Source organism: Kitasatospora sp. NPDC048540, from assembly GCF_040651175.1.
Taxonomy (GTDB): Bacteria; Actinomycetota; Actinomycetes; order Streptomycetales; family Streptomycetaceae; genus Kitasatospora.
In genome coordinates, this window is the sequence record NZ_JBEZIR010000030.1 from 1 (window position 1) to 16832 (window position 16832).

Sequence of the window (16832 nt, forward strand, 5' to 3'; positions counted from 1 at the left end):
GCTCGGCCCAGGCATTGATGTCCTGGAGCGGCACCGGTCCCTGGTGGCGGCGAAGCAGGCCGCAGCCTGCCGGGCCAGCTCCAGCCAGCCGGGCGGCAGACCCTCGCCGCTGTCCCGCCCACCCCGAAAGGTCACCCTCATGGCACGCCGCTACGACGACTCCGACATCGAGGTCCTGCGCGCCCAGCTGGACCGGCCGGTGACGGAGCGCACCTGCCCGCTCTGCGGCCACCTCGGCCTGCGCTCCTACCACCGCGAAAAGCTCGGCCGCACCACCCCCTCGATGATCAACTACCTCTGGTGCAGCGCCTGCCACGGCTACTCCTCCTCCTTCACCGCCGCCGAACGCCGGACCGTCGACCGCGACCCGCTCCAGGACGCGTACGGCGACCGGGTGCCCGAGCTGATGCGCGACCCGGAGGGCCTGCTCGTCATCCTCGACGGCTACTGGGAGGACGGCCGCCTGCCCCAGGCCATGATCCGCCGCCGCTGAGCCGAGCCGGGCGACCCGATGCGCCGAACCGGGCGAACGGGCCCGGCCCGGCCGGTAGGCTCGGCCGGTGACCGAACAACTCCCGCCGGGCGGCGTCGAAATCACCGAGGCCGAGGCCGAAGCCCGATGGACCCAGGCCTGGACGCCCGCCCGACTGGCCGACCGGCTCGCGGGCGTGGCGGCGCCCTGGTGCGTCGCCGGGGGCTGGGCCCTGGACCTGTTCAAGGGCGAGCAGACCCGCGACCACAGCGACCTCGAGATGGCGGTCCCGGCCGCCCGGTTCCCCGAGATCCGGGCGCGCTTCCCCGAACTCGCCTTCGACGTCGTGGACTCCGGGCACATCTGGCAGGACCCGGCACCGGAGGTCCTCGCCCTCACCCACCAGACCTGGCTGCGCGACCCCGCGACCGGGAACTTCCTGGTGGACGTGTTCCGCGAGCCGCACGACGGCACCACCTGGATCTGCCGCCGCGACCCGTCGGTGCGCCTGCCCTACAGCGCCGTCGTCCACCGCACGGCCGCGGGGATCCCCTATCTCGGACCGGAACTGACCCTGCTGTTCAAGGCCAAGGCGCTGCGCCCCAAGGACCGCCTGGACTTCACCACCACCCTCCCGCTGCTCGACCACACCCAGCAGCTGACCCTGGCCGCCCTCCTCGACCGGGTGCACCCCGGGCACGTCTGGCTGGCGGACCTGCCACGGCCATGACCGGCCCCCGCCGGTCCCTGGGCTCCAGCAGACCGGACCCGATCCGACCCGCCAGCCGCCCGCCCGGCAGCACCCGAATCCGGGCCCGGCCCGGCACGATGGGACCGGAGAGACCCCGGAGGAGGAGACAGCCATGGCCGAGCACACCGTCGAGGTCGACGGCATCGAGCTGTGCACCGAGTCCTTCGGGGACCCCGGGGACCCGCCCATCCTGCTGATCATGGGCCTCGGGGCCTCGATGCTGTGGTGGGAGGAGGACTTCTGCCGGCTGCTCGCCGACGGCGGGCGCCGGGTGATCCGCTACGACCACCGCGACACCGGCCGGTCGGCCACCCGCGGACCAGGTCGCCACGGACCGGGCCGCCCCGGCTACACCGGCGCCGATCTGGCCGAGGACGCCATCCGGGTGCTCGACGGCCTGCGGATCCCGGCCGCCCACCTGGTCGGCGTCTCGGCCGGCGGCGCCCTCGCCCAGCGGCTCGCGCTCGGTGACGCCGCCGCCCGCGTCCGCTCCCTGGTCCTGATCAGCACGTCCGCCGCCGTGCCCGGGGACCGCGACCTGCCCGCACCGACCGAGGAGTTCCTGCGCTTCGCCGCGACCGTGCCCGCCGACCCGGCGGACGCCGGCTCGGTGACCGACCACCAGGTCGCGTACGCGCGGATGCTCGCGGGCGGCCGGCGCCCGTTCGACGAGGCGGCCGCCCGCCGGCTGGTCCGGCGCGACATCGAGCGCGCCATCGACTTCACCGCGGCCCGCAACCACGACGTGCTGACCGACGGCCCACCTTTGTCGGCGCCGCTGTCCTCGATCACCGCGCCCACCCTGGTGATCCACGGCTCGGCGGACCCGATGTTCCCGCCCGCCCACGGCGAGGCGCTCGCGGAACAGATCCCCGGGGCCCGGCTGCTGGTCCTCGCGGACGCCGGCCACGGGGTCGAGCGGGCGGACTGGGCGGTGACCGTCCCCGCGATCCTCCGGCACACCGCACCGGACTGAACCGCCCCGGCCGTGCAGCCGACGACGGACCGTGCCCGCCGCCCGGTACAGGAAGATCTTCGGCGCCCGCCGCTGACAGGGTGCCACTTCCGGGGTCCGTCACCGCAAGATCTCCTGCGGTGTCCGAACGGCTCCGGGTCCGCTCGCCAGACGAGTTGCCGGCCGTGACGTCCCGCCAGGCTGCTCCGTCCGGCGTCGTTCACCCGTTCGGCCCGGTTCGGGCCGGTGAGGGCGGGTATGCCCGGCGAGTCCCCGCCACCCCGCGGACCGAGCGCACCCGGAGGAACCCGTGCCCGACATGAACGGCCCCTACAAGCCCGGCACCCCCTGCTGGATCGACCTGATGGTCCCCGACCAGCAGGCCGCCCTCGACTTCTACTGCGACCTCTTCGGCTGGCAGGGTGAGATCGGCCCGCCGGAGACCGGCGGGTACTCCGTCTGCCTCCTCAAGGGCAAGCCGGTGGCCGGGATCATGCGCGCCTCCAACCCCGACGGCTCCACCCCCGACCCGATGCCGCCGACCGTGTGGACCACCTACCTGACCACCGACAGCATCGACGCCACCCTCAAGACGGCCACCGACGCGGGCGGCAGCGTGATGATGGGCCCGATGGACGTCATGGACCTTGGGCGGATGGCCGTGATCACCGACCCGACCGGCGCCGTCGTCGGCCTCTGGCAGCCCGGCACCTTCGACGGGGCCGGCATCGTCAACGAGCACGGCGCCCTGAGCTGGAACGAACTGAGCACCGGCGACACCGGCGCCGCCGCCGCGTTCTACTCGGCCGTGCTGCCGATCAGCACGGCCCCGTCCGAGATGCCCGGCGCCGAGGGCTACACCCAGTTCCAGGTGGCCGGGCGCGCGGTCGCCGGGATGATGGACCTCTCCGCGCTGCCGCCCGGGGTCCCGCCGCACTGGCTGCCGTACTTCAGCGTCGACGACGTCGACAGCGTCCAGGACGCCGCGGTCCGGGCCGGCGGCAGCGTCATGGCCCCGGCGTTCGACATGCCGGCCGGCCGGATGGCCGTCCTCGCCGACCCGCAGGGCGGCACCTTCGCGGTGATCACCGCCACCACCCCGGAGTAACCGCCGGGTCGCGGGGCGGGTCACCGGGGGCACCCGGCCCGGCCGCCCCCGCGACCCGCCCCGCCCGCGACCTGCCCCCGCGTCACGGCTGCTGACGGAGCCCGATGACGTTGCCGTCGCTGTCCTTGACGGAGGCGACCAGCAGGCCGCCGCCGACGTCGTGCGGCTCCTCGTGCACCTCGGCACCGGCGGCGAGCAGCGCCTGGTGCGCCGCCGCGATGTCGGGCACGTCGCGGAAGCAGACCGGCCCCGAGCTGTTGGTGCGGCCGTCGGGGACGAGACCGATCTGCTGGCCCTCGAGCTCGTAGCCGACGTAGTACGGCGTGTCCGTCGTCGGCCCGACGCCGAGGTAGGTGCCGAACAGCTCCTTGGCCCGGGCCAGGTCCTCGACGTGGTAGATGATCACGGTGATGCCGCTGCTCATGACGTGGGTCCTCCTGCGTGTCGGGGTGGTGCCGCGGCGCCCGCGCGGGCCCCGCCGGTGATCCCACGGTAGGCGCGGGCCACGGCGGCCGCTTCTCCCGGACCGCTCGGCCCCCGGAGACACACCGGGCCCGCCCTGCCGGAGGGACAGGGCGGGCCCGGTGGTGGCCGGCCGCGGCGGGGGATTCCGCGGCCGGCCCGGGAGGATGGCTCAGGGGGTGATCAGTCGGTGCAGACGGTGCCGGCGGAAGGCAGCGCGAGGGTGGTCAGATAGCGGTTGGTGGCGGCCTGGACGCACGGGGACAGCAGGAACATGCTGTAGTCGTCACCCTCCCGGCCGAGCACGACGCTGCCGGGAAGCTGCGCGGCCATTGCCGCACCCGACTGGAACGGCGCCAGGGCCTGGTGGGTGGACTGCACGACCAGCGCGGGCGGCGCGCCCTTGACCGGGGCGCCCGCTCCGACCGGCGTGGCCGCGGTCGGCCAGCCGAGGCAGCCGGTCACGGCCTTGTAGAGGCGCACGGCGCCACCGAGGTGCGGCGACACCTTGGCGAGGTCCTGCTGGAGCCTGGCGAGCTCGGCGAAGCTGTTCACCGGGCGCGGGGTGTCCAGACAGGCAGGGACCTGGACCTGGACCTGGGCCGGGTCCAGGGTGTCGTCCGGGTCGTGCGTGAAGGCGCCGGCGTTGCCGCCCTGGGCCGCCACGATCGCCTTCGCCAGCTCCGGCCAGGCGAGGCCCGACAGGGTCAGGAAGTCCTGGGTGGCCTCACGGATGTCCTCGCCGGTCAACGGCTGGTGGGCCGCGCTCCCGGTCGGGACAGGCGTACGGTCGGCCCGGGCGACCAGCGCGTCGTACTCGGCCGCGGCGTCCTTGCCGTGCAGCGCGCAGTCGTTCGACGCGGCGCACCAGGCCGCGAAGCGGTCGAAGGCCGCCTCTGCGGTGGTGGCCTCCGCGGTGATCCGCTGCACCGGTGAGGCGGTGTCGTCCAGTGCGGTGTCGAGGACCATGCTGCGCAGCCGGCCCGGGTACAGGTTGGCGTAGGTGCGCCCGAGGAGCGTGCTGTAGTGGATCCCGTACCAGTTCAGCTGCTGCTCGCCCAGACCGGTCCGCACCGCCTCGAAGTCCCGTGCGGTGCTGGTGAGATCGACGTGCGCGGGGAGCTTGCCGTTGCGCCGCAGACAGTCGTCGGCGACGGCCCGGTTGTTGGACACCAGGGCGTCGAACGCGGCCTGGTCCTTGGGGAAGTGGCTGACCCCGGCGGGCTTGAGCGGTCCGTCGCACAGGATCGGCGTGCTGTGCCCGACGCCGCGCGGGTCCACCGCGACCAGGTCGAACTTCTGCGTCATGTCCCCGGCGAACTTCGGCAGTCCGATGTGCATCGCCAGCCGCAGCTGCTCGATCGACGAGCCGCCGGCGCCGTCGTTGAGCAGCAGGGTGCCCGCGCGGTGCGCCCGGTCGTCGGCGGGGCGGCGGACCAGGGCGAGGGTGAGGGTGTCACCTCCGGGGTGCGCCCAGTCCACCGGCACGCGGATCGATCCGCACTGCATCTGCTGGAAGTCGGCGTCGGTGCAGGCGTGCCAGTCGATGGCCGCGGGGGGCCGGTGGCCGGAGTCCGAGCCGTCGGCGAGTGCCGGTACGACGGCGGCGGCGGCGAGCGCCACGAGGGCGACGGCGGTCAGGCTGTGCTTCATGTCGGGGTGTCCTTGGTCGTGTGCCCGGCCGGTGGGGGGCCGGGCGGTGTTCAGGTGCTGCGGCTGCTGCTGCGGGGCCGGTGCACCGTTCATGGGGTACACAGTGCTGGCGGCCGGTGTCCGTTTTCCAGGCCGTCCGGACGCGGGGACTGTCCACTCCTGTCCGCACCCGTCCACCCGGACCCGTCCGGGTCTCCACCGTCGCCCGGGTCCGTGCAGCCAGGGCCGCTATCGGTGATCGTTCGTCAAGTGACGTACAGATCAAGCCATTTGATTCATAATCGACTGTGTTGCCATGAGCCGCCCGGGCCGTTGTCCGCCGGGCCGGCCGGGGCGGGGTGACGGCAGGGGGATGAGTGTGGTGACGGATCCGGTGGTGTCCGCCGAGGCCGGCCGGGTGGTCCCGGCGCTGCTGTACGGGCGGCGACGGCAGCTCGCGCGGGACCTGGCGCGGAGCGTGGTGCAGGAGGTGGCCGACAAGGAGCTGCCGCTGTTCGAGCGGCGGGCCCGGGACCACCTCCACCGACGCCTGTGGCGGCGCAAGCCGGTGGCGATGGACCCGTTCGGTCTCGGCACGGACGCCGTCACCCCGGCCGCGCTGTCGGCCGCCGCCGCCGTGGTCGGGGCGATGTCCGCCGAGCTGGTCACCCGCCTCTCGGCCCGCGCCGTCGACCGGGTCTTCGGCGGCCGACGGCGGTCCCGGACACGGACCCTGGAGAGCGGGCCGCCCGCCGATCCGCCCGCCGTGGCCCCCCAACCGACCGCCCCCCAACCGACCGCCCCCCACCCGATCTCGGCCACCGAGCTGCAGCGGTACCGGGACGCCGCGCTGGCGGGCGCCCGCGGGCACGTCCCCGAGGAGTTGGCGCAGCGGATCGCCGACTCCGCGCTCGCGCATGTCGTCGGCCTGCTGGCCGCGGGCGAGAGCACCGCGCGTCCCGCCACCGTCCCCGCGCCACCGGCCGCCGCCCCGCCCCCGGGCACCGGCGCCGAGGGGAGCCCGGCAGCGGGGGAGTAGGCGTGTTCGCCCGGGCAGCCCTGTTCTGCATCGCCCTGATGGCGGCGGCCGTCAGCATCGCGTTCGTGACCACACCCCGCGCACACACCGACGCCGAACTGGCGTACACACTGTGCGCAGGCCGCACGGAGAACGCCTACCGGCTCTCCCTGCCGCCCACGCCCGAGGAGGAGCTGCTGCTCGCCGCCGGGTCGACGGCCTGGCAGCGGCGGCAACTGACGGACGAGGACCGGACGGTACTCACCCGCCTCACCCACGAGCGGTGCGGAGAACACCCCGCCCGCGACCGGCCGGAGGTACGGGCCGCCCTGAACCTGGCGGTCCTGGTCGGCGGCGGCGTGGTGCTCTACGCGACCGCGCCGTACCGGCAGATCCTGCTCCGGCGCCTGCTGCGGCTGCGCCCCACCCCCGCCACCGGTCCGGACGCCGGTTACCGGCCGGACCTGGCCGCCGCCGTGTACCGGCAGGCCGCCGACGCCGGGGTCACCCTCTCCGGGGTCTGGCTCGACGCGGGCGACTACACCCAGAACGCGCTCGCCTTCGGCCACTGGCGGCGTCGCCACATCGAGCTCGCCAGCGGGATGGCCGACCTCTTCGACGAGGACCCGGACACCTTCGCGGTGATCGTGCGCCACGAACTCGGCCACATCCGGAACCGGGACGTCGACGTCACCTTCGCGGTCACCGCGCTGTGGGGTGCGTTCGTGGTCCTGGTCGCTGCGGTCCTCGGCTACTCGCTGTCGGGCCGCGCCGCGTGGGAGAGCGGACTGCGCGACCTCGGGTACCGGCTGCTGGTGCTCGGCTGCCTCGTCATCGCCGCGCGCAACACCTACCTGCACGCCCGGGAGTTCCACGCCGACGCGTACGCGGCCGCCGGGCCCGGCGGCACCCGCGGCCGGACGGCCAGGGCGAGCCTGGACCGCTTCCTGCTCCTGCTGGCGGGCGAACGGTCCACCCGGGCCGCCCCCCGTCGCGGCACCCCGTCCGCCGCAGCCAGCGAACCCGCGCCGTCACCCCGCACGGCGCCCGAGGAGCCGCCCGACCCCGAGGACGAGGGACCGGTGTGGCCGTTCGCCACCCACCCCCCGCTCGCCCGCAGACGCGCCGTCCTGGCGGACCCCGCCCGCGCCGACGAGCCGACCGCCTGGGAGGCGGCGCTGATCGGGTGCGTCGCCATGTTCACCCTCACCCTCCTGATGTCGCACTCCTTCGACGTGATGCTGTACCGGCTGCACACGGGCGACCTCGAGCTGGGCGAACTCACCACCCTCCGGCCGGTGTACGCCTGGCTCGCGCTGCCCCTGCTGCTGCCCGCCGGCACCGTCCTGGGCCGCGGCGTGTGGGCCTGCGTCGTGGCCGCGGCGGGCCGCCGGTCCGCGCTTGTGACGGCGCGCCTGGCGGGCCTGGCCGGCGGGCTGTGGGCCGGTCTCGCGCTGGGCGCACTGCTCCTGCCGCCGGACAGCGAGCGCGCCGGATGGCCCGGGGTGCTGACGGCCATGTGGTGGCGGGGGAGTCCCGGCTCGACCGGTATCGGCCTCGCGGCGACGGCCGCCCTCACGGTCGCGCTCACCGGGCTGCTCGCGGTCGCCTGCCGCACGCTCGGCCCGCGCCGCTGGACGGCCTCGCTGATGGGCGGTTACGGGACGCTGGTCACGGCCGCCTGGTTCCCGTCCGCACTGCCGGCCTGGGCCGACCCGTACCTGTACACCTTCGTCCTCGCCCTACCCCTCGGGGCCGGGGCCCTCGCGCTCGCCAAGCGCGACCGGCGGCCGGCACCCGTGACCGCCCCGCCACCGGCTGCGGCCCCGCCCGCCGCGGCGGACACCCGGCGCGAGCCCGCCGCGCCCGCCGGGTCCCGACGCCGCACCGCCCTCGCCCACGCCGTGACCCTCGCCACCGTGCTGGCCGCACTCGCCGCCGCGGGCCGGCTGCTGGCAGGCGCGCCGACCGGCAGCCTGCTCGTGCTGACGGAGACGCTGGGGCTGCTGCTCTACGTCTTGAGCCTGGTGGGAGCCGTCCTCGCCCGCCACCGCGCCGAGCTCGGGCAGCGACTGCACACCGGCGCCGCCTGCCTGATGGCCGCCGCGCTCCTGCTGACCGTGGACAGCCTTTTCAGCGGCGCCGTGACACCGCTGGCCGTCCTGCTGGTGCCGGGCCTCGCGGGCGGCGTCATCGTCGCCGGCCGCACCACGGCCGACCAGCTGCACGGACTGCGGATCCGCAACCGGGCCCCTGCCACTGCCCCTGCACGGGCCCGGGGCCGAAGACACTGAGGCGGCAGCCGCTTCGCCTTACGGCGCCCCGGGAGCGGGTGGCCGGCCCGCGCTGCCCCGCGGTCACCTCCGGGCAGAGCTCATACCCGGGCGGGGTCGCGCCCGAAGAAGGCCGCCAGGCGGTCGTACAACGCGGCGTCCGGGCCGGCCTGCACCTCGGGGCCGAAGGCTTTGCCGGATGCCTCGCCGCCCCGGAACTCCGGCCGCAGCGCCGTCCGCGCCCAGTCGAGGGAGGACCGTCCGACCTCCTCGTCGAACCCGGGTGACCGTCCGGTGGCCCTGGCCAGATCCCAGGCGTGGACGGCGAATTCGGCGGTCTGCTGGTCGACGGGGAAGCGTGCGGGCACCGTGCCCATCCCGGGCAGCTCGACCGTCCCGGTGAGGTCGCCCGCCTGCCGCCAGGCGGCCACCAGCTCCGCTGCTCCGCTCCGGAAGGCCGTCGAGCGGTCACCTGCGCCCCGGTCGGAGGCGGGGGTGTTCCGGTCGCGGGCGGCGGTGTTCCGTTCCGGGGCGGCGCCCCGGGCCCGTGCCGTGAACCGCGGGAGTTCGTCGAGCAGGTGGTCGACCAGGTCGGCGACGGTCCACGCCCGGCACGGCGACGGATCCCCCAACTGGTCCTCGCGCACGGCCTCGACCCCCGCCGCGGCCTGGGCCAGTGCGCGTGCCAGGAGGTCGACCGGGTCACCGGGGGCAGCAGTCATGTCCCCAGTCTGCTGGAGCCGTTGCGCCGGGCGCCTTCACCACGCGGGATCGGCGCGTCCGGCCGTGATGCCCTCCGGGGCCGGAAAGCAGAACGGGCCGCCACCGTGGTCACGGTGGCGGCCCGTTCCGAGCGGGGTGCTCATGCGGTCAGGCTGTCGAGGGCCTGGCGGGCCCGCTTCTGGACGCGCTCGGCGCGGTTCTTGAGCCGCAGCGCGCGGACGATGCGGTCCTGCTCGGCGGTCCGCAGTCGCTCGTCGATCGTCGCCTGAATCGCTTCGTAGTGGTAACTCATGATGGTTCTCCCCCTGGAGTCGGGTGCCGTGGGCGTCGTCGTGACGCCCGTCCAGCGGCTGCCCTTGCGCTTCTGATTCTACACCAAGACGGCGCCGGGTGCCTTTCATTAATGGCTCGATGGCGCAGATGCCCTGTCGATCGAAGGTTTCGCCAGCGTTTGGGGGCTGTTCGCCCGGGTGTGACCGAGTGATCGGCAGGTGGGCGGCGGGTGATCGGCGGGCGATTGACCCCGGCCGCCCCCGGCCGCTAGTTTGAACGTGTTCAACTCTCTGTCGGGGGGCGCAGGTGACGGGATATCAGCAGGTCGGGGCAGTTATGGCCGGGAGCGGCGGCGGCCGCATGTCCGGTACGTCCTGCCAGGTCGGCCACTCCTTCGCCGTCACGGCGCTCGTGGCGGTACCCGCCGCCTACCTCGCGGTCGGCGGACTGACCGGGGAACAGTCCGGCGGCGGCCCGGGGTTCCTCCTCCTGTTCGTGGCGCCGCTGCTCCTTCTGCCGTTCGCGATCGGCGCCCGTGCGTGGGCGACCCGCGGCCGGACGTCGCTGGGCTGGTTCGGCCGGGCCGCGGCGTACTACCTCGCCTACTACCTGGCGCCGATCGCGGTGATCTACCCGCTGCTCCCGCTCGCCCTGATCCGCCTGTACTTCGACGGGTTCGGCGCCTCGCCGATCGTGGAGTACCTGCGCCTGGTTGTCCTGTTCGCCGTGGGGTTCGGCGGACCGGTCCTGGTGGCCCTGCTGATGGTCGCCCCCTGGACGGCCCGCGGCCCGCGCGCCCGGGCCGTCGCCCGGCTGGTCCTCGGGCTGCTCGCCTGCGCCTTGCCGGCCTTCGAATTCCTGCTCGCCGGCCTGCTGGTGGTCCCCGTCCTGGTGGCCCACATCGTCTTCGTCTGCCGGGTCATCCCCTTCCCGCCCGACCCGGACCGCGCCGGAGCCCCCATCCGCTGACGGGCGGGAGCGTCCGGAGCGGGGGAGTGGGGTACGGCTCAGCCGAAGTCGGGGATGGGGTGGTCCGGGGCGAGCGCGGCGGCGATCCGCTGGGCGATGGTGTGCGCGCTGTGGCCGCCCTGGGCGCCCGGCCCCTGGGTGGTCGAGACGGCGATGGACAGGCGCTCGCACGGCAGGTAGTCCTGGGAGGCCGAGTACCCGAAGAACAACGGGTGCTGGGCGACCCAGTCACCCAGCACCAGCACACCCATGCCGTAGTGGGTCGCCGCCGAGTTCGCCAGGCACACCGTGGCCGGACACCTGTCGGTCGGCGTGCCGAGCCCCACCGTCCCCGGGTTCAGCAGCTCCTGCCGGGCCGACGCGGACAGCAGTTCACCCGAGCCGACACCGCCGGCCGAGCGCGCCAGGTCGCAGATGTCGGTGGTCTCCACCGCGCCGGGGGCGGTGGTCCACGAGGGGTTCCAGAAGGTCGACTCCTCGTAGGTCCCGCGGTCGGAGGTGAAGGCGTGCAGGACGGGCGCCGGGATGTCGGGCGTGAAGCTGTTGCGGGTCTCGCGCAGTCCGAGCGGGTCCAGCACCAGGCGCTGGAGCAGCACGTCCAGCCGGGTCCCGGTGATCTTCTCCAGCGCGGCGCCGAGCAGGACGAAGTTGGCGTGCGAGTAGCTCCAGTTGGTGCCCGGGTCGTACAGCCGGTCCGCGCCGGTCGAGATCCCCACCAACTCCTCGGGGGTCCACTGACGGAACGGGTCGGCGTACACCGACTCGGCGAAGCCGGGGGCCTTGACGTAGTCGACCAGGCCGGTGGTGGAGGCGCCGAGCATGCGCAGCGTGATCCGGTCGCCACCCGCCAGATCGGGCAGCCAGCGTGCCACCGGGTCGTCGAGGCCGACCCGGCCCTCGTCGACCAGCCGCAGCAGTGCCGTGCCCAGGTAGCTGATCGCGATGTTGCCGTTGCGGAAGTGCATGGCGGGGTCGGCCGGGACGCCCGTCATCGACTCGCCGAGCGCGGAGGTGATCACCTCCCGGCCGTCGACGGTGACCCGCAGGATCACCGACTTGAGGTCCATCTCCGCCTTGGCCTGTTCCGCGATCCGCAGGACGTCCAGCGCCGGCCCGCCGCCCGGGCGCGGGGAACTGACACACTGCCGCCGCTGACCGCCGTCGCCCACCGCCCCGCCGGCGGTACCGACCGGGACGCTGAGGGTGACGAGCGCGGTGACCGCTGCGAGGCGCAGCAGCGCGGTCCTGCCAAGGGGTCTCATCCCCGCAGTATCGGCCGCCCGCCCCCGGCCCCCGGGCCGACGGCCGCCGACCCGCACGAACATCACCCATCGGGCCCGCACCCCGGGGCGGGCGTGCCCGGGTCTACCGGGTCACGGACGCGTCGGTGATCCGCGCCAGATCTGCGGCGGACTCCGTTGTGAGGCGGTAGAAGCCCTGGAGGCTGACCGAGCGTTCCAGGCGGCCGTCCGTCACGTACTTGAGGCCGCGGGTGTGGCCCCGGCGGTTGCGCCAGGTGAGCTCGGACAGGAGGTCGCCGGGGATCGGGACGTCGAAGCGTACGGGGGTGGCGTCCACGTGTACGGGCGCGGCGCCGCAGCCGCCCGCTCCCAGCATCGACCAGGTGTCGTGCCCGGGGAACGCCGGCTCGTCCCACCTGGCCGGGGCGGGTCCGCAGCACTCGCCGCGGTCGCGGTCGACCACCCGCATCCGGCTCACCACGTGCACGACACCCCGGTTGACGTGCACCGCGTACACCTCGTCCCCGGCCCGGGCGCCGGACCAGGCCGGCAGGGAGGAGTGGACGCCGCTGAACGCGACCGGCGGCCGCTCGCCGGTCCGGCCCGCCCGGCGCAGGGCACGGCACACGTCATGGGTCCACAGGACCGTGAAAGCATCGGACATGTCGGCGAGCATATGAACGATCACTGACATCCCCGCCCGTGGACCGCTCTCCACGGGGGAGAATGGCCAGGTGGACGGGGTGGACGAGGCCTTGCAGCGGGCCGCATCGGAAGAAGGCGTGGCCGCAGCCTGGCTGCGCGGGCTGGCGTGCAATCCGGGCCTGCCGGCGCCGGTGCTGCAACGGCTCCTGGAGTTCGGGGAGTTGCCGATGTCGCCGGTGCGGTGGCGTGAGCTGGACGCCGGGTCGACCGCCGTCGCCGCGGCCGCGGCCCGGATGGAACACCGGCTGCACGTCGCCGAGAACCCGACCGCCGACGTCGACGAGCTGGCGCGGCTCGCACACGACGCCGAGCCCCGGGTGCGGTTCGTCTACGCGGCGCTGCTGACCGACTTCGGACGCCGGGTCCCGGCGGGGGTGGTGGAGGTCCTGGCGGCGGACCCCGACCCGAAGGTCAGACGGATGATCAGCAGCTACCGGGATCTTCCCCTCACCCTCGAGGACCGGTTCCTGGCGGACGAGGACCCGGGTGTTCGGGCCGCCGTGCTGCGGCCGCAGCTCTGGGAGCGCCTGCCGCGGCCCGTACGGGAGCGGCTGCTCGGCGACCCCGCTCCGCAGGTGCGCGAGAAGATCGCCGCACTGCTCCGTGCCGACGACCCGCCGCCGGCGCTCACCGCCGAGGAACGGCTGACCCACCCGGACGGGTACGTCCGGAAGGAGGCGGTCGGCGATCCCGAGGTGCCGCCAGCGCTGGCGCTGCGGCTCGTCGAGGACCCGGAGAACGAGGTCAGACTCGCGCTGTCGATGCGGGAGGACCTGACCGAGGAGCAGCGGGCCTCGATCGCGTACACCGTGGAGGGCCACGGACCATGGCCCTCCTGGGTCGAGGAGCGGGCGAAGGACCCGGCCGCGGCGCGGCGGATCGCGGCGTCGCCGCACGTGGGACTGCGCAGGGCGCTCGCCTGTCGGCCGCACCTGCCCGCGGACGTGGTGACACAGCTGGCCGCGGACGAGGACCCCTGGGTGCGGCGCTACCTCTGTGAGCACTCTCCGGACGCGCCGCACGACCTGCTGGTCGAGCTGTACGCCACCGCGCAGGACCGGAACTGGTCGGCCCTGCGCCACCATCCCAACTTCCCCCGGCCGGGCCTGGCCCGGTTCGCGGACGACCCCAACCCCCGGCTGCGCCACGCCGCGCTGGACGACCCGGCGGCCGGACCGGAGCTGCCGCTGCGCCTTGCCGACGACCCGGAGGTGGGGATGTGGGCGGTCCGGGATCCGCGGCTGCCCGCAGGTGAACTGCTGCGCAGGCTCGCCCTGCCGGGCGGTGCGTTCGCGGCCGCGGCCAACCCGGCACTGCCGCCGGAGCGGATGCACCGGCTGGTCGACCTCGCCCGGGGGCGCTGACCCCGCACATCCGGCGGGGGTGCCGCCTACGCGGGGTCGGCGACGTTGACGGTCAGCTGCCGGAGCAGGGTGCGGGCCTGGGCGAACTGGGTGGGTGTCAGGCCCATGGCCGCACCCATCGCCGCCGGGATGCCCCGGGCCCGGGTGTGCAGGTCGCGGCCCTGGCCGGTGAGGCTGACCAGGACGGTGCGTTCGTCGTCGGGCCGGCGTTCGCGGCGGACCAGGCCGGCGCTCTCCAGGCGCTTGATCAGCGGGGTGAGCGTCCCGTAGTCCAGTTGCAGTGCGGAGCCGATGTCCTTGATCGGGACGGTGTCGTCCTGCCACAGCACCAGCAGCACCAGGTACTGCGGGTAGGTCAGCCCGAGCGGCTCCAGGAGTGGCCGGTAGCGGGCGGTCACGGCCCGGGAGGCCGCGTACAGGGCGAAGCAGAGCTGGTCGTCGACGAGGGGTGAGAACTGCGGCTCGGGGGTGCTCTCCTGGCCGTTCATCGGGTCCTCCTCCTCGCGGCGCGGGCGCCGTGCGCGTTCGCGCCGGTGCACGCCCCCGAGGGTAGACCACCGGTGGCACGATTTCAACGCGCGCAAGTACCTTGCGCACAATGTAATCGCGCCATAGTCTTCTGGCCGTGGGCAACCGGCCCGCACCGCCCGGAGGATGGAGACCGTCATGTCCGACCACACCCCCGCCACCCCGGTCCTGGAGACCGCCGCGGCCGAGTTCGCCGCAGCCACCGCCAACCCGCCCTACCTGTTCCAGATCCCGCCGGCCGAGGGCCGCAAGGCCGTCGACGAGGTCCAGTCCGGCGAGAGCGGCAAGCCCGCCGTCGACGAGGAGTGGATCACCGTCCCCGGCGGCCCGACCGGCAGCGTCCGCGCCCGCATCGTCAAGCCGGCCGGCGCCACCGGAACCCTGCCCGTGATCATCTACATCCACGGCGCCGGCTGGGTCTTCGGCAACGCCCACACCCACGACCGCCTGGTCCGCGAACTCGCCACCGGCGCCCGCGCGGCCGTCGTCTTCCCCGAGTACGACCTGTCGCCCGAGGCCCGCTACCCGGTCGCCATCGAGCAGAACTACGCCGTCGCCCGCTGGATCGTCACCGACGGCGCCGCCAACGGCCTGGACGCCGGCCGCATCGCCGTCGCCGGGGACAGCGTCGGCGGCAACATGACCGCCGCACTCACCCTGATGGCCAAGGAACGCGGCGACGTCCCGCTCGTCCAGCAGGTGCTGTTCTACCCGGTCACCGACGCCGCCTTCGACACGCCGTCCTACCACCAGTTCGCCGAGGGCTACTTCCTGCGCCGCGACGCCATGCAGTGGTTCTGGGACCAGTACACCACCGACCCCGACCAGCGCGCCCGGATCACCGCCAGCCCGCTGCGCGCCACCACCGAGCAGCTCACCGGCCTGCCCCCCGCCCTCGTCATCACCGCCGAGGCCGACGTCCTGCGTGACGAGGGCGAGGCCTACGCCGCCAACCTCCGCGCCGCCGGCGTCCCGGTCATCGCCACCCGCTACCAGGGCATCATCCACGACTTCGTGATGCTCAACGCCCTGCGCGGCACCCAGGCCGCCGAGGCCGCCATCACCCAGGCCGTCAACGTCCTGCGCGGCGCGCTCGGCACCGCCTGAGCCCCGGCTGCTCCCCGCGGGTGCCCCGAGCGCCGGGCACCCGCGGGGAGCGGCCCCCGCCGTACGGCCACCCGCTGTCGGACCCCGCCCCTACCGTGCTCGCATGACCCAGCCCCTGGACCTCGCCCGCGCCCTCGCGGTACTGCCCGTCCCCCTGCCGCCCGGACGCCTTGTCGGCGCGGACGCAGACGATCCGGAGCCGCTGCTGTGGATCAGCGACGCTCCCGCCACCCCCGGACTGTGGGCGCAACTGCACCGCGCGCACCCGGAGACCGGCCTGTGGCCGCTGCTGCTCGAGCCGCTGGAGGCCGGTCCCGAGTTCCGCCCCTGGCTGTCCGGCGAACTGGACCCCGGCTACGCCTCCGAGCCCGACCTCTACGACCCGGCCGCCCTGCTGCGCACCTGGTGGGAGGGGGGAGGGGAGGACGACGACGAGGGCTACCGGGACGAGTCCGAGCACGCCGACGCCCTGGCCCCCTACGGCCCGGCCTGGCCCGGTGCCGCCCCCGCCGTGGTCGTGCCCGACGGCGCGGCGGACGCCGAGGCGCGTGGTCTGGCCGATGTGCTGCAGTCCGTCAAGGAGGTCCGGCTCGGCCTGATCCCGGCCCGCAGCGGTGCGCACGCGCTGGCCGTGTGCGGATGGGGCGGCCCGCTCAACCATGAGGGCGACACCGGGAAGATCGCCGCCGTGCTCGCCGACTGGGAGCGCCGGTTCGGCGCCCAGGTGGTCGAAGTCGGCTTCGACACCCTGCAGTTGAGCGTTCCGGTGCCGCCCGCCACGCTCGCCGACGCGCTCCCGGTGGCCGCCGAGCACACCGCCTTCTGCCCTGACCTGGTCCTCCAGGGCACCGGCACCCTCACCGCCTACGCCGAACAGCTGGTGGGCTCCCACCAGTGGTCGTTCTGGTGGGACTGACCGAGGATCAAGAACCCGATCGGGCGGCGGAGGCGGCGGATCCGCGCGCCGTCGGTTCGCGTCCGACTACCATGCGTGGCATCGACGGTGCAGGACAGCGGGGGTACGCGGCGTGAGCGGCTACGGCGGGGGCGGGTACGGCGGTTACGGCGATCAGGGAGGTGGCGCGGGCGGCGCCCGGCCACCGGCGGGGTGGCCCGGCCCCGGCGCCGCGGTCCCACCGCCGGGGCCCGGGTACGCTCCGCCGCCTGGGACGCCGTACCCTCCGCCGCCCGGGTACGGACCGCCGCACGGCCACCCGTACGGACCGCCGGTCCCGCCGCAGGGGTACCCGT

17 protein-coding genes are annotated in these 16832 nt (G+C 74.6%); 10 read left to right on the plus strand and 7 right to left on the minus strand.

Features of this window, described 5'->3' with window-relative positions:
- The 4 genes from AB0D08_RS14535 to AB0D08_RS14550 form a co-directional block, all read left to right on the plus strand.
- The coding region (locus AB0D08_RS14535) for a hypothetical protein (protein ID WP_359888740.1) at positions 1-493 on the plus strand (493 nt) is incomplete at its 5' end.
- 67 nt (positions 494-560) lie between these two features.
- Positions 561-1202: a hypothetical protein gene (locus AB0D08_RS14540; RefSeq protein WP_359888742.1), complete on the plus strand. Its 642-nt coding sequence runs from the start codon at positions 561-563 to the stop codon at positions 1200-1202.
- Positions 1203-1335: 133 nt separating this feature from the next.
- A complete protein-coding gene (locus AB0D08_RS14545) occupies positions 1336-2199 on the plus strand; it encodes an alpha/beta fold hydrolase (protein WP_359888744.1) in 864 nt (287 codons plus the stop codon).
- Between the two features lie 298 nt (positions 2200-2497).
- Positions 2498-3286, plus strand: coding sequence for a VOC family protein (locus tag AB0D08_RS14550; protein ID WP_359888910.1), 789 nt, complete (start codon positions 2498-2500; stop codon positions 3284-3286).
- 82 nt (positions 3287-3368) lie between these two features.
- Here the strand turns inward: AB0D08_RS14550 and AB0D08_RS14555 are convergent, their stop codons facing one another.
- A complete protein-coding gene (locus AB0D08_RS14555; RefSeq protein ID WP_033826247.1) occupies positions 3369-3710 on the minus strand; it encodes a VOC family protein in 342 nt (113 codons plus the stop codon).
- A 221-nt stretch (positions 3711-3931) separates the two neighbouring features.
- Complete coding sequence (locus tag AB0D08_RS14560; RefSeq protein ID WP_233289472.1) at positions 3932-5494, minus strand: alpha/beta fold hydrolase; 1563 nt, start codon at positions 5492-5494, stop codon at positions 3932-3934.
- Positions 5495-5753: 259 nt separating this feature from the next.
- On the opposite strand from AB0D08_RS14560, the gene AB0D08_RS14565 reads away from it, so the two are divergent.
- Together AB0D08_RS14565 and AB0D08_RS14570 are read left to right on the plus strand one after the other, a co-directional pair.
- Positions 5754-6419 carry a hypothetical protein gene (locus tag AB0D08_RS14565; protein ID WP_359888749.1) on the plus strand — a complete coding sequence of 222 codons (666 nt, stop codon included), beginning with the start codon at positions 5754-5756 and terminating at the stop codon, positions 6417-6419.
- A 2-nt stretch (positions 6420-6421) separates the two neighbouring features.
- Positions 6422-8692 (plus strand): M48 family metalloprotease, encoded by a 2271-nt coding sequence (locus tag AB0D08_RS14570; RefSeq protein ID WP_359888752.1) that lies wholly within the window; start codon positions 6422-6424, stop codon positions 8690-8692.
- Between the two features lie 80 nt (positions 8693-8772).
- On the opposite strand, the gene AB0D08_RS14575 is transcribed toward AB0D08_RS14570, so the two are convergent.
- Both AB0D08_RS14575 and AB0D08_RS14580 read right to left on the minus strand, forming a co-directional pair.
- Positions 8773-9393 (minus strand): TIGR03086 family metal-binding protein, encoded by a 621-nt coding sequence (locus AB0D08_RS14575; protein WP_359888754.1) that lies wholly within the window; start codon positions 9391-9393, stop codon positions 8773-8775.
- 140 nt (positions 9394-9533) lie between these two features.
- On the minus strand, positions 9534-9686 hold the full coding sequence (locus AB0D08_RS14580) for a hypothetical protein (RefSeq protein ID WP_158515645.1): 153 nt from the start codon (positions 9684-9686) through the stop codon (positions 9534-9536).
- A 341-nt stretch (positions 9687-10027) separates the two neighbouring features.
- Here AB0D08_RS14580 and AB0D08_RS14585 point away from each other — a divergent pair, with 341 nt between their 5' ends.
- Entirely contained in the window at positions 10028-10636 is a 609-nt protein-coding gene (locus AB0D08_RS14585) for a hypothetical protein (RefSeq protein WP_359888756.1), read from the plus strand.
- A gap of 38 nt (positions 10637-10674) precedes the next feature.
- Here AB0D08_RS14585 and AB0D08_RS14590 read toward each other — a convergent pair whose 3' ends face one another.
- Positions 10675-11898 (minus strand): serine hydrolase domain-containing protein, encoded by a 1224-nt coding sequence (locus tag AB0D08_RS14590; RefSeq protein ID WP_359888759.1) that lies wholly within the window; start codon positions 11896-11898, stop codon positions 10675-10677.
- A gap of 103 nt (positions 11899-12001) precedes the next feature.
- Positions 12002-12541, minus strand: a complete 540-nt coding sequence (locus AB0D08_RS14595; protein WP_359888760.1) for a hypothetical protein — start codon at positions 12539-12541, stop codon at positions 12002-12004.
- A gap of 70 nt (positions 12542-12611) precedes the next feature.
- On the opposite strand from AB0D08_RS14595, the gene AB0D08_RS14600 reads away from it, so the two are divergent.
- Positions 12612-13946 (plus strand): hypothetical protein, encoded by a 1335-nt coding sequence (locus tag AB0D08_RS14600; protein ID WP_359888762.1) that lies wholly within the window; start codon positions 12612-12614, stop codon positions 13944-13946.
- A 26-nt stretch (positions 13947-13972) separates the two neighbouring features.
- On the opposite strand, the gene AB0D08_RS14605 is transcribed toward AB0D08_RS14600, so the two are convergent.
- Complete coding sequence (locus AB0D08_RS14605) at positions 13973-14434, minus strand: MarR family transcriptional regulator (protein WP_359888912.1); 462 nt, start codon at positions 14432-14434, stop codon at positions 13973-13975.
- Positions 14435-14612: 178 nt separating this feature from the next.
- Between AB0D08_RS14605 and AB0D08_RS14610 the strand changes: the two genes are divergently transcribed.
- Positions 14613-15581: an alpha/beta hydrolase gene (locus tag AB0D08_RS14610; RefSeq protein ID WP_033825185.1), complete on the plus strand. Its 969-nt coding sequence runs from the start codon at positions 14613-14615 to the stop codon at positions 15579-15581.
- Between the two features lie 103 nt (positions 15582-15684).
- On the plus strand, positions 15685-16497 hold the full coding sequence (locus AB0D08_RS14615) for a DUF4253 domain-containing protein (RefSeq protein WP_359888765.1): 813 nt from the start codon (positions 15685-15687) through the stop codon (positions 16495-16497).
- The last annotated feature ends 335 nt before the right edge of the window (positions 16498-16832 follow it).